At 40.0% G+C, this 12,423-nt stretch carries 12 protein-coding genes; 7 read left to right on the top strand and 5 right to left on the bottom strand.

Features of this window, described 5'->3' with window-relative positions; translation table 11 throughout:
* Positions 1–8: 8 nt before the first annotated feature.
* The 5 genes from NSU13_RS04885 to NSU13_RS04865 all read right to left on the bottom strand — a co-directional run bounded on the left by NSU13_RS04885 (position 9) and on the right by NSU13_RS04865 (position 5,901).
* Positions 9–1,283, bottom strand: a complete 1,275-nt coding sequence (locus tag NSU13_RS04885) for a SidA/IucD/PvdA family monooxygenase (RefSeq protein WP_342489904.1) — start codon at positions 1,281–1,283, stop codon at positions 9–11.
* A 75-nt stretch (positions 1,284–1,358) separates the two neighbouring features.
* On the bottom strand, positions 1,359–2,858 hold the full coding sequence (locus NSU13_RS04880; protein ID WP_342490025.1) for a coproporphyrinogen III oxidase: 1,500 nt from the start codon (positions 2,856–2,858) through the stop codon (positions 1,359–1,361).
* A gap of 113 nt (positions 2,859–2,971) precedes the next feature.
* Positions 2,972–3,838 carry a Cof-type HAD-IIB family hydrolase gene (locus NSU13_RS04875; RefSeq protein ID WP_024426575.1) on the bottom strand — a complete coding sequence of 289 codons (867 nt, stop codon included), beginning with the start codon at positions 3,836–3,838 and terminating at the stop codon, positions 2,972–2,974.
* Positions 3,839–4,289: 451 nt separating this feature from the next.
* Complete coding sequence (locus tag NSU13_RS04870) at positions 4,290–4,646, bottom strand: YlbF family regulator (protein ID WP_024425750.1); 357 nt, start codon at positions 4,644–4,646, stop codon at positions 4,290–4,292.
* A 121-nt stretch (positions 4,647–4,767) separates the two neighbouring features.
* A complete protein-coding gene (locus NSU13_RS04865; protein ID WP_024426577.1) occupies positions 4,768–5,901 on the bottom strand; it encodes a DUF445 family protein in 1,134 nt (377 codons plus the stop codon).
* Positions 5,902–6,114: 213 nt separating this feature from the next.
* Between NSU13_RS04865 and NSU13_RS04860 the strand changes: the two genes are divergently transcribed.
* From NSU13_RS04860 to NSU13_RS04830, 7 genes are all read left to right on the top strand, one after another.
* Complete coding sequence (locus NSU13_RS04860) at positions 6,115–7,191, top strand: YheC/YheD family protein (protein WP_025093328.1); 1,077 nt, start codon at positions 6,115–6,117, stop codon at positions 7,189–7,191.
* Positions 7,184–8,542 (top strand): YheC/YheD family protein, encoded by a 1,359-nt coding sequence (locus tag NSU13_RS04855; RefSeq protein ID WP_056766057.1) that lies wholly within the window; start codon positions 7,184–7,186, stop codon positions 8,540–8,542. Before NSU13_RS04860 ends, NSU13_RS04855 begins: the two co-directional genes overlap by 8 nt.
* 152 nt (positions 8,543–8,694) lie before the next feature.
* Entirely contained in the window at positions 8,695–8,904 is a 210-nt protein-coding gene (locus NSU13_RS04850) for a YheE family protein (RefSeq protein ID WP_003211787.1), read from the top strand.
* 20 nt (positions 8,905–8,924) lie between these two features.
* Entirely contained in the window at positions 8,925–9,800 is an 876-nt protein-coding gene (locus NSU13_RS04845) for a helix-turn-helix domain-containing protein (protein WP_342489903.1), read from the top strand.
* A 143-nt stretch (positions 9,801–9,943) separates the two neighbouring features.
* Positions 9,944–11,050, top strand: coding sequence for a sn-glycerol-3-phosphate ABC transporter ATP-binding protein UgpC (gene ugpC, locus NSU13_RS04840; protein ID WP_034282227.1), 1,107 nt, complete (start codon positions 9,944–9,946; stop codon positions 11,048–11,050).
* A 236-nt stretch (positions 11,051–11,286) separates the two neighbouring features.
* A complete protein-coding gene (locus NSU13_RS04835) occupies positions 11,287–11,490 on the top strand; it encodes an alpha/beta-type small acid-soluble spore protein (protein ID WP_024425744.1) in 204 nt (67 codons plus the stop codon).
* A gap of 285 nt (positions 11,491–11,775) precedes the next feature.
* Entirely contained in the window at positions 11,776–12,393 is a 618-nt protein-coding gene (locus tag NSU13_RS04830) for an NAD(P)H-binding protein (protein WP_034282230.1), read from the top strand.
* Positions 12,394–12,423 lie beyond the last annotated feature (30 nt).

Raw genomic sequence — 12,423 nt, 5'->3', positions numbered from 1 at the left:
TTTATGTCTTATTCAAATTGCTGAAATGCAGTTATTTGCTTGACTGGCGCTTCCTCGACACCGCGAATGGTTCGAATGACTTTCTGGTTGCGGTAAATCGATAGTTTCAAATTGGTCGCCGCTGTTCCATGAGAATGATCAAGATTCGTGAATGTAAAGAAATGATTTGAACGCTTGTCTTTGAACACAAGCTTGAAGTCGTCTGTCACTTTAAAATGCTCATCACTTTCCCATTCAATCAAAGGTTCATATGCGCTAAACCATTCAGGAATATTCGGTGTGTATCCTGTAGCCAATACAGCGTGATCTACAGTTATGCTTTTTTCTTTCTTCAGCTGCCACTGCTTGAGATGCAGCTCCAAAGGCTGATGCTCTCCTCTTTGAATCGCTTCAAGCTCGGTCATTGGCTGAATGAACACAGATGGCTCTTCACCTGAAACGGAGCGATGATACAACTCCTGATAAATGCGCGAAAGCGTTGATGCATCGATGCCATTTCTTAATCCTGTCAGCCTGGGCAATGTGTTCATACGTTCTTCATAAGGAAGCGAATGAAAATACTCGACATACTTTGGTGTAAAAAGTTCTTGGCCAAGCTCTGCCGTCTCCAGCTCTCTAAATTCACTAGAACGCGTAAACCATGAAAGCTGCTGTCCTTTCTTTTGATGCTGAAGCAGGTCTAAGAAAATTTCGGCTGCACTCTGCCCTGAGCCGATCACCGCCACCGACTCAGCTTCATGAAGTGCTTTCTGCTGATCTAAATAACGGCTGCTATGGGTCACATATGGGTAAGCTGCTTCAGGCACATCGACTGGAATCATCGGTTTGCTTCCTGTGCCTAACACGACATGCTTTGCACGATATTCAGAAAGCGAACCATCGTTCAGCCGTCTGACTTTCACAAGATAGCCATCTTGGCAGTCCGTCACTTCTTCTACCTTCATCCCAAACTGACAGCTGTCTAATTCTCCTGCAACCCATGATAAATACTCATTGAATTCTCTCCGCGGGATATCAAACTGCTCAAATGTATAGAAACGGTGAAGTCTATTTGATTCATGTAAATAATTTAAAAATGTATACCTGCTCCTTGGATTCGCCATTGTGACAAGATCTGCTAAAAAGGAAACTTGCAAATCCGTTCCTTTGATCAGCATACCAGGATGCCAAGCAAACTCAGACTCTTGTTCAAAAAAACAGCATGAGACATCCTCATACTCCTCTAACAAAGCGGCCAATCCTAAATTGGCGGGCCCAATCCCAATTCCGATCACATCTATCATATGTACACCTGCTTTAACTTTTTATCACTTATATACCCTTTTACAAATGAAAAAAACACTGCGTCATCGCAGTGTTTAAACGTGAGAAACAAATAATGATTCAAGGAATTGAATTTTCTCTTCTGTATAGTGTTCATACCGGTCATTATACGATTTTGGATCTTTTGGATTGGCATACTGCGTAATTTTTCCTGTCCGTGGATCAATGAATTTACTCGCTGCACCGCACCCAATGCCAATGATTGTCTGTACTTCTTCCATGATAATGATATTATACAAACTTTCCTGTCCATCTAATGAATACCCGACATTTTCGAGATTTCCCAAAATATTTTTTTGTCTATATAAATAATACGGGTGATATTGATGTGCTTTCGTCCAAGAGACCGCTTCATCCATCATACGTGTGATTTCTTCTCGGTCTGCTACTTGGTATTTCTCCTTATTGCGCGTCATTTCAGATGCTCTTTTAAAGGAGAGTGTATGCACGGTTAAAGATTCAGGCTTGAGCTCTTCAGTCTGCTGCAAGGAGTGCTGAAATTCTTTGAGCCCTTCTCCCGGCAATCCAATGATTAAGTCCATATTGATATTATTCATGCCGTACTGTCTTGATAAGTGATACTTTTCAATCGTTTCTTCCACACTATGATGCCTGCCAATAGCCTTTAGTGTTTCATTCTCATACGATTGCGGGTTAATGCTAATCCGGTCAATATTGTAGCGGTTTAGTACCTCTAGCTTATCAGGCGAAATCGTATCAGGACGCCCTGCTTCGACAGTCACTTCCCGTATATGCTTCACATCTGGGAACGAGCGATACATTTCTTCATACAGCAAATCCATTTCTTCCGCTGTGATGCTCGTTGGCGTGCCTCCGCCAAAGTAAACAGTCGTCACTTTGATCCCATGTTCTTTAAGCCATGCGCCCATTTTTTGCATTTCATAATGCAGACCAAACAAAAACGTTCCCACTCTGCCAGCTTGTCCTTTAATGGCGTAAGCAGGGAACGTGCAATAAGCACATTTTGTGGGGCAGAAAGGAATGCCAATATAAATACTCACTTCCTGCTGAAGGTCATACAGATCTGGAATGGCTTTAAGCTGACGATCGACAATCTTCTGCATCAAATTGATTTTTTCATCATGAATCAAGTAATCACGCTTTAATGCCTCATGTGCATCTTCCTTTGACATGCCTTCTCTCAGCATCTTATGGAGCAATTTCGTCGGACGTATTCCTGTGAGAATCCCCCACTTTTGTGTCATTCCTGTGTGCTCCTGAAGCAAGTGTAAATAAACAGACAGCACTGTGTTTTTGATTTGTTTCCAGCGCTCCTTATCGTTCAAGCTCTCTGGGACATTCCGCGAAAAACGACTGGTGATGTCTGATCCATCGATATGACCAGATGCTTCCACCATGCCATTTTCTTCCTTCCAGCTAAATTCCATGATCAAACCCTCATCCAGTTCACTTGGTTCAAACATCACTTCACTATCTTCTTCAAATAAATTGGCTATATTGACAAGCGGGCGATGAAATCGTTCATCTGACAGCCCTTTAATTAAAATTCGCATCATATCACCTTTATCTTCAAACTTGTTTCATTTTACAAAATTCATGTAGGAAAAGCAATGAAGGGAACAGACGAAGGCCCTGTCATTTCTTGATTAACAGGGCCTTCACTGTATTATCGTTTAATATCGAATTGGTGTAAAAATCCTTCTCTTTGCTGCATTCTAAAGTATTCCTTGATCATATAAGCCACACCCTGTTCATCATGCGAGCGCGTCACCCAATCGGCTTTACGCTTGACATCATTGGAGGCATTTCCCATAGCAACGCCTAAACCAGCCAATTCAAGCATTGGAATGTCATCTGTTCCATGACCAATGACAACCGTATCTTCTAAAGTAAAACCGAGTGCAGAGGTTAAAAGAGAAAGTCCCGCTTCCTTCGAAACCCCTTTGCATACAATATTCATTTTCTCATCACTGATCCTAATAAGATCAACAGATGGGAATGCTTGTTGAATGGTCCTGTGAATCTCAGGCTGAAGCTCCGCGGTCGAATATACTTCAATCACTGGTGTACTGACTGGTTCATCCATCAGCATATCACTTAAAGATTCAACAAATTGGACGGGATAGAAAATGGGATCAGACGGATGAATGAGCGTCTTTCCCATCAGCTGAGACTGCGTTTTTTTCCGGTTGCCGATCGAGAATTTTTCATGCAGCAAGCGGACATTACAATCGAAGCTTTCAAGGATTTGCACAAGATTAAATGTCTTTTCTTCCGTTAATTTTTTCACATGAAGCGGCTCATCGAGTTTATCGGCGATAAATGCACCACTATGCGTCACAAGGGTTGATGTTGGAATCTTCAACGCCTTGGCAATTTTTTGAGCGGAACGAAAATGCCGGTTGGTGACAATCGTCACGTAAACCCCTTTTTTCTTTACATATTCCACAGCTTCTTTTGTAGCAGAATGGATTTTACCATTGGAACGAAGTAACGTCCCATCTATATTGAGTGCAAGTAGTTTTTTTGACACTGAGGCATCCCCCTTCTTGATGACTGTACTTACGATGAGGATATGCCCTAGCTTGGTGCTTTAGAACATGCAGTTGAAAGAGCCCCAGGTTATGAATAGATGGATAAATAAAAAAAGCCTACCCCTAGGCTTTTTTTTATGTATGGTTTGGATGCGTTACAATGGAGTGATGAAGCTCCCCATGATCCCCTTATCATTTACACACCAAAGCATTGCTTATATCAGATCCCCTTATGATGCTTTGCGTTTCTCCCAGAAGCGCTTCTCTCTCGTTTGGCTCACCGCCATAAATCCCAAGTGAAACGCACCCAATTGTCCCTTGAGAGCGCCTTTTGAAAGCACTTTCAATATAAGTATTATCGCAGAATTTATGTGCTTCGACAACCTTTTTTTAAAAGATATTGAGGAGAAAAAATAAAACAAAAAAGGGCGAATGACATCGCCCTTTCTATTAGTTTTCTTCTGGATTCCCATAAAGCTCTTCAAGTGGCTTCATGATAATTTTATTTAATTCACCGATAAGAACACTCACACGTTGTTCTGCTTCCATCAACTGAGAGATTTTGTCGTGCTGCTGAACAAGAGCAACTGTTTTTTGAGCTTGCTCCACTTCTTCTTGTGTGATCTCTTGACCAGTCATTTGTTTTTGTTGAAGGTTTACTTGAATGTCACGGAAGTTCTCAAACATTCTTTTAGAGGACTCATCCGCGTTTACCTCATCATAAAGATTTCTTAAAGTTGAATATTCTTCGCTATGACGCAATGCTTTTTCAAGGTCATATGCAACATCATAAAGATTTACAGACATGTTATGTCTCCTTTCTATCCGTTATCACCGATATGATCGGCGGACACCACTCCACTATAACAAACTATGGCTTTCGTTTCACATATATACAATGAATTCATTAAAATTTCTATAGCTTGTCTTAGAATAGCGCCACAAAAACAGCCTGGATAGCACCAATCATCCCGCCTAAAAGACCGCCTAGAAATGTTATCATCTTCAGCTCCTTATTAGAGATGCTGACTACAAGCTCTTCCATTTTTTCAAGCGGGAAAAGTTCAATTTGTTCACGAATGATATCTTCAAATTGCAGCTTTGCAAGCAGACTCTCTAAAGCATTTGAAGCCGCTTCGATCCCCTTATCAATCAACACTGGCGCAAAATGTGTTTTAAGGTCATCCGCTACAGCACTGACATATGTTCCAACTGGTTTGTCTAATATCAGCTTTGTAGAGAAATGAGAAAGCAATTGATTTTTCACACTAAAAATAAGTTCCTTCACATTCCATTTTTCATCAAGCTCATGAAGAGAAAATAGCTTCACCTTGTCCCATTCTTGAACAAGTAAATCTGATAAAAATCTTTTTGTTTCTGCGTTTCTTAAAAACTTGATGATTTCGGGATGTACACGATCAATTAAGCTTGAATTCCCTAGAAACATTTGGACCATACTGCCAAGCATTCCCCGTTCTTTTAAGAAATCATCAATCATATTGCCAAGCCTGGCTTTGCCTTCATCACTTTCAAAATAATGAATGCCTCTCTTTAAAATATAATCTGCTGCATCTGGAATTTTTGATGATATTTTGGTTTCCACTTCTACCGGGAGCAATTCAGATAAAGTTTGCTCGTTATATGTTTCAAGCAATGAAGCGAGCTTCTGGTCAGACCACTGATGGAGCCATCTATCTGCTTTAACATCAGCCTGTGAAACGCCGAATTTTTCTAGCAGGGAGAATACGGTGATCTCCATATTTGCGCCTTTGTCAATATATTGATGGACTGTACGCAGGATCTCCTGCTTTGCCTCCGATGATTCAAATCGCTTTTGAATACCTTCTGGCGTGAGCAAATGCTCCATAACCATGACACCAACCTGCTTGGCTACTTCGTCTCTTCTTTTAGGGATAAGCCCTGGTGTAAATGGAAGCTGTTTTCCGAATAAGTAATATGGCTTATAAGGCCGAAAAAGCATTTTAATTGCAAGATGGTTTGTCGCTGCTCCTATGACTGCGCCGATAACAATCATAAAGATAAACGTTGTGAATATATTCAAAGTCGTCATCTACCTTTCAAACAACACCCGAGGTTTATTGTTTTGATCTATACGTATTATAGTTGTTGTCAAGTTCCCAAGCAAATGAAGCATGCAGCGAGACATATGATCAAGCGATCTGTCGTAATGATAAAGGAGCGTAAGCTTTATGTAAAATCATAAAAAAATGTTTTTTGATGGTAAAAAAAGAAGTTGAAAAGAAGGTGTTTTTTAATGAAAACATTAGGTATTGCGAGCCTTTCTCCGCAGTATGAAGAGGCATTCACACGGCAGCTCGCCAAAGCTGCCTCTTCTTATCGTTTAGAGGTTGTTCGTTTTACACCATTTGATTTAAAGCCGGCTTCAAATATGATACAAGGCCAAACATATACGAATGGCCAAGGGTTTGCCGACGCACAATTTCCGATTCCCGACTTGATTTATGACCGATGTCTTTACCGGCATGACGCACAATCTAAAAAAGCAAAACCCATCATGGAATGGCTAAAAAAATATCCAAAAACAGATTTTTTGAATACCGGCATTTCAAATAAAATGGTGCTATTTGAGCAGCTCCGTCTCCTCTCTGCTTCACAGCCATATTTACCTGGCTGCTTTTTATTAAAAGAGCCCTCAGACCTGATCAATATGGTAAGGGAGTACGGGGCTGGCGGTTATTGTAGAATGCAGCCTCTCTCCCATCAGCATGCAGCATCTACTTACTTCATTTCCTTTGATGGCAAATCAACATTTACTGTTCAACTAAGTTCCAATCAAACCATTACATTTTCTCGTACGTCAGAGCTGGAGCGCTGGTGCAAAAAATATGCAGGCCGGTATTTCCTTCAATTTTTCAACACGAATGATCAAAAAGAAATTTTATTCAATGAAATCAAGATTTTCCTTATGAAAGATTCACAAAATCAATGGAAACGCATGGGAATTCACACAAAATCACCTGCAGAAAATAGTCTTTTAAGTCATACACAAAAATCAGCTCCTGTGATAGGCTTTGAACACTATCTAAATACATTGCAGCCACACATCAAGGAACTCCTTTTAGATGATATGGCATCCATTCAGGCATCACTCCCAGCTTATATAGATAAAACTTACTCTCCTTGCTTTGAATTCGCAGTAGACTTACTTCATACAAGTGAAGGCAGACTTTTCATATCAAATATCAGATCAAAGCCAGGGCGGTCCGCTTTTTTAAATGTTTATCCTGAGAAGGAACACGAATTGATTCGTATCATTCTTGAACATGCGCAATCGATAAAATCTCAACCGAAGGAGGTTTCTTATGAATAGAAAGCGCTGCATCATCGCCCCACACCTTACAAGTGAAAAAACAATTCATCTTCCCGTCCATTATAAACAGAAAGATGCCATCTATTCTCTTGCTCTAGGATCTCGTTTAGTAGATGGCTTCAACATTTCCTATCATCAGCATCCAAATAAAATTTTATTATCTGAAGATTTATACAGAGGTTTACTGATTCCTTACCAATCAAAAGCTGATGTGATCATCATTGACCATACACTTTTTATAGGGCCGTTGATGGGCATTTTCACTGCAGGTTTTGAGCAAAGTACACAGCCATTAGGAACGAGATCAGAATTTTTTATCAAACTGCTGCACTCTTTCAGGCAGCATCCTGGTTTTGCCTATCTTTTTGGGTCACATTCTATTGATTGGGAAAAAGGAATTGTAGAAGGACTGTTGTACCACGAAGATTCATGGGTTAAAAAACAGCTTCCCCTTCCGTCAGTCATTTATGACCGGCTTCCAAATAGAAAAGCTGCTCAGTCGGCACTCATTCAAGAAACGAAGCGAAAACTCACCCAAGACTATGATATCCCTTGGTTCAATCCTTACTTTTTTAATAAATGGGAGATTCACGAACAGCTATTAACAGATGAAAAAACATGGTCCTTTCTCCCACATTCTGTACAATTAGATCCCGTGGACGCTCTAAGTAAAATTGAAACACTTCTCCATCTGCATCAAGTTATATACTTAAAACCGACAAACGGAAGTCATGGAGACGGGATTTATCAGTTAAAAAAGGAAAACGACGGAATCACTGTATCCTCAAATTTCGGAAATTCTATTCCATATGATTCAATAGATCAGTTTGTTCAAAGGCTGCGAAAGGATCATGCAATTCATGATTTTATTGCACAACAAGGCATTGAGCTTCTTCAAATAGACAATCAACCGATGGATTTCAGAGTTCATACGAATAAAAATAAAGAAGGTGATTGGACAGTCACAGCAGCAGCAGCAAAGGTTTCTGGAGACCATACCATCACGACTCACCAGTTACACGGGGGAACGGTGAAAACACTTTATGCTGTCTTTCCAGAAGAAAAGAAACGTTTGCAGATTTTACAGCAGCTTTCTCATACTGCCATCATGCTTAGCCAAGTGATAGATAAAAAAATGACCGGGCATATTGGTGAAATCGGTTTTGACTTAGGCATTGATCAAACAGGTGCAATTTGGATGTTCGAAGCTAATTCTCGCCCTGGCCGAGAGATTTTCCAGCATGTCTCTTTGAAAAAATCAGAATGGCTGATTGGGAAGAGAATCATGGATTACGCATCTTACCTTTCAAAAACGGCACTCACCACTTCAGATCACGCGAACGTCTACTGACGCTTTTTTGTCACATGTCAGTGCTCTTAAATCTATGCTTTTTCTATGCTCTTTTCATGAGATGAGATACAATAAAATCAAGTTCAAGGTTGTTTCCGTGTTGTCGTGTTTGTTTATTGTTTCATCAATAAAAGCAAGGAGGCAATGATGATATGATTTCTCATTTTCAATGGAAACCCCTTTTTAAGAAAGCACAATTGCCAGGCTGGAAAATATCCTTTTTCCACAATGGTGCACACTATGAAGGCATCTACCACAAAACAGGTGACATTGAATGGGGCTCTCAGCTTCCGCCCCATGAAGTAGAACCAACTTTAAAAGAAGAAATCCACGAATTAATGCTGTTCCATGTCTATGATTAAACTGTTTAAGGAGCCCCGCCATGTTAGAAAAATTAAAACTTGTTTACGGAGACCATATCATCAGCACACCTACTCATGACAAACAAATTCTTTGGTATCAAACAGACGAAGGTGAAATATTTGGAGTAAACAAATCGGAGCTTTCAGAAAGAGAAACACTTCTTCTCAACTCTTTTCTTACACCAATTGATCTATTTCAAAAAGCGCAGACCGAGGATGAACAAAAATGGTTCAGCTATCTTTTTGAAAACAAACCACTAACTGTCCAACATCCCGTCCGTGTTTATTATTTTCAAATGATCCATCAAGAAGAACAAAGACAGCAAATAAAAGAGGCTGTGAATAACAGCCTCGAACATACTCATTTCATATGGACAGGCCCTGAAACAGCTATGTTGATTCAACCAAACGCCACATCAGAAAACAGTCAATTAGATCAGTTAAATGATTTGTCTCTGGCTATTACAAGTGATTTTTTAACAGACTCAGTCTTTATGCAAGGACAGCTGCATTTGCCTAATGACCATTTACAGATGAGGTTATTAAATGAACAACAGCTCTTTTTATGCCATCTGCAGCGAGAAAAGCTTAGATCAGGGGCTGCCACATTTTATCAATGCCTGCCATCGTTCATTTGTTATGATGCATCTGCACTCTCTCACGCTATTTCAGATGCTTTTAAAGAAGCGGTCTTTGACCGGGATGTTTATCGCACTCTCATGACCTATATGCAATGTAATTTAAACGCATCCAAGGCAGCAAAAGCGTTATATGTTCACAGAAACAGTCTTCAATATCGAATTGATAAATTTATTGAGCGCACTGGTCTAGATATACGACATTTTCCAGAAGCATCAGCTGCTTATTTGATGATGATTCTACTCGATCTTTCATAAAGAACGAAGACATGAGCACCCTGCCCAAAAATGAAAATAGGATGTTGTGCACGTTGTCCATTTACAGACTCTTCCTCATTTTATACACTTTATTTACTAGTAAAGCGCTTTCAAAAAAGAGGGACTGGGGAGGCTGACAGCTAATGGCTGAAATGATGCTGAATCAAATTTACAAAGTGTACGATAACAAGGTAACAGCAGTAGACAACTTTAATCTACATATAGAAGATAAAGAATTTATTGTGTTTGTTGGTCCATCAGGCTGCGGAAAATCAACAACCCTTCGCATGATTGCAGGTCTTGAAGAAATTTCACAAGGAGACTTTTTGTTAGATGGAAAACGGATGAATGATGTAGCACCGAAAGACCGGGATATCGCAATGGTTTTCCAAAACTATGCATTATATCCTCATATGAATGTGTACGATAATATGGCTTTTGGATTAAAGCTTCGGAAGTTTCCGAAAGCAGAAATTGATGAGCGGGTACGAAATGCCGCTAAAATATTAGGGCTTGAGCAATATTTAGACAGGAAACCAAAAGCACTGTCTGGCGGTCAAAGGCAGCGTGTTGCACTTGGCAGAGCAATTGTACGTGATGCAAAGGTTTTTCTTTTGGATGAGCCGCTTTCTAATTTAGATGCAAAACTCCGTGTTCAGATGCGTGCTGAAATTTCTAAGCTTCATCAGCGTCTGCAAACGACATTTATCTATGTGACACATGATCAGACTGAAGCCATGACAATGGCAACCCGCCTTGTTGTCATGAAAGATGGATTTATTCAACAGGTTGGAGCGCCGAAAGATGTATATGAAAACCCAGAGAATGTGTTTGTAGGTGGATTTATCGGCTCACCTGCGATGAACTTTTTCACAGGAAAGCTCTCTGACGGTGCCATTGCGGTTGGAAAAACACATATTCGTGTACCAGAAGGAAAAATGAAAGTATTACGCAGCCAAGGCTATATTGGAAAGGATGTCATTTTAGGCATCAGACCAGAAGATTTTCACGATGAACCAGTATTTATAGAGGCGTCTGAAGGCACAAAAATTAATGCTGATGTAGAAGTAGCTGAATTAATGGGAGCAGAAACGATGCTTTATTCTTCTATCGATGGTCAATCGTTTATTGCACGTGTTGATTCTCGTACCGATGTACAGGCCGGACAGTCTATCCCTCTTGCAATTAATATGAACAAAGCCCATTTCTTTGATGCGGATACGGAGCTGCGCATCCGCTCAGCAGAATAAGAAGATATATAAGCAGCGCCATCACTCATCATTGGGTGATGGTTTTTTGTATGTTAACACAACATTTACCATGTTCTTTTCTCGTATGTTTTTTTCGGAAATAACCATAATACTTAGTACAAAGCAGTTACTGCATTGGGTTTCGCCAAGTGGCAAATGACTTGATCATTTCGCTGGTGCGATTCCAGCAAACCCAACCAAAAAAACAAAACATATACAAAAAGGAGAATCACATCATGGCAAATTCTAATAGTTCAAACCAATTACTAGTTCCTGGAGCAGAGCAAGCGATCGATCAAATGAAATACGAAATCGCTTCTGAATTTGGTGTAAACCTTGGAGCAGAAACAACATCTCGTGCTAACGGTTCAGTTGGTGGAGAAATTACAAAACGTCTTGTGTCTTTCGCTCAACAAAATCTTGGCGGAACAAAAGCTTAATTTCATATTTGGATCATAGAAGGCACCTCTTATGGTGTCTTCTTTTTTTGTTTTTATCCCTCACCAAACTCCTTTCAGCTCATATCATGTAGTAGAAAGGAGCGGATCTTCATGGACATTATTTCTGGTATGAACTTTGAACTTTTACAATTTGTAGGTATCTCTCTATTATGTGAATATGCTCATAGTATTCGGTCCTTTCATTTATATAAAAAAAGCATCACATAAAAGTTGTACCATTTTGTGCCCTTTTCACTTATAGTATGTAGTGGAGGGATCGAACAGATGAAAATAGCTCTTTTCGGTGCTCATGGACGTGTAGGACAAGCATTTCTTCGTTTCGTTCAAGTAGATGATCGTTACATGGTTCGTTCATTGATTCGAACAAACCGAGAAGAAATGCTTGCGGGTATGTTTCAAGTCACCGGCAATTCAAGAAATCGGGAAGATGTGCTTGAGACAATCAAAGGAGCAGATATTGTTGTGAGCTGTCTATCAACAGATGGTGACGATACATTATCTGTTTCAATGGAGCATATCGTACAAGCCATGAAGCAAACAAATACATCTAGAATTATTACAATTGGTACAGCAGGTATTTTAAAAGCAAGAAAGCAGCCGGAGCTCTACCGTTTTGAAACAAATGAATCAAGACGGACCACTTCCCGAGCAGCTAAAGAGCATGCGAAAGCGTTTGAAATCCTTCAATCGACTGATCTAGATTGGACCATTATTTGTCCAACCTATTTACCAGATGGAGAAGTGACACGGTCATATCGCTATGAGAAAGATTTTCTCCCTATAGATGGAAAGAAAATTTCAGTTGAAGATACCGCACACTTTTTATATCAGCAGTTAAATTCGAAGGAGTTTGTACATCAACGCGTCGGCATCGCTTATTGATGATGCAGCCTGTCCAAACAAAACAATATA

Origin of the sequence: Bacillus sp. FSL M8-0049 (genome assembly GCF_038593355.1) — a bacterium.
Classification (GTDB): Bacteria; Bacillota; Bacilli; order Bacillales; family Bacillaceae; genus Bacillus; species Bacillus safensis.
Note: the sequence above shows the minus strand (reverse complement) of the source record. Positions and strands in the feature narration are given on the sequence as shown.

Excerpts from the sequence above, each read along its gene's own strand:
- NSU13_RS04855 (WP_056766057.1), top strand. The coding sequence starts at position 7,184 with ATGAATAGAAAGCGCTGCATCATCGCCCCACACCTTACAAGTGAAAAA.
- NSU13_RS04850 (WP_003211787.1), top strand. The coding sequence starts at position 8,695 with ATGATTTCTCATTTTCAATGGAAACCCCTTTTTAAGAAAGCACAATTG.
- NSU13_RS04880 (WP_342490025.1), bottom strand. The coding sequence starts at position 2,858 with ATGCGAATTTTAATTAAAGGGCTGTCAGATGAACGATTTCATCGCCCG.
- NSU13_RS04845 (WP_342489903.1), top strand. The coding sequence starts at position 8,925 with ATGTTAGAAAAATTAAAACTTGTTTACGGAGACCATATCATCAGCACA.
- ugpC (WP_034282227.1), top strand. The coding sequence starts at position 9,944 with ATGGCTGAAATGATGCTGAATCAAATTTACAAAGTGTACGATAACAAG.
- NSU13_RS04860 (WP_025093328.1), top strand. The coding sequence starts at position 6,115 with ATGAAAACATTAGGTATTGCGAGCCTTTCTCCGCAGTATGAAGAGGCA.
- NSU13_RS04885 (WP_342489904.1), bottom strand. The coding sequence starts at position 1,283 with ATGATAGATGTGATCGGAATTGGGATTGGGCCCGCCAATTTAGGATTG.
- NSU13_RS04830 (WP_034282230.1), top strand. The coding sequence starts at position 11,776 with ATGAAAATAGCTCTTTTCGGTGCTCATGGACGTGTAGGACAAGCATTT.
- NSU13_RS04835 (WP_024425744.1), top strand. The coding sequence starts at position 11,287 with ATGGCAAATTCTAATAGTTCAAACCAATTACTAGTTCCTGGAGCAGAG.
- NSU13_RS04870 (WP_024425750.1), bottom strand. The coding sequence starts at position 4,646 with ATGTCTGTAAATCTTTATGATGTTGCATATGACCTTGAAAAAGCATTG.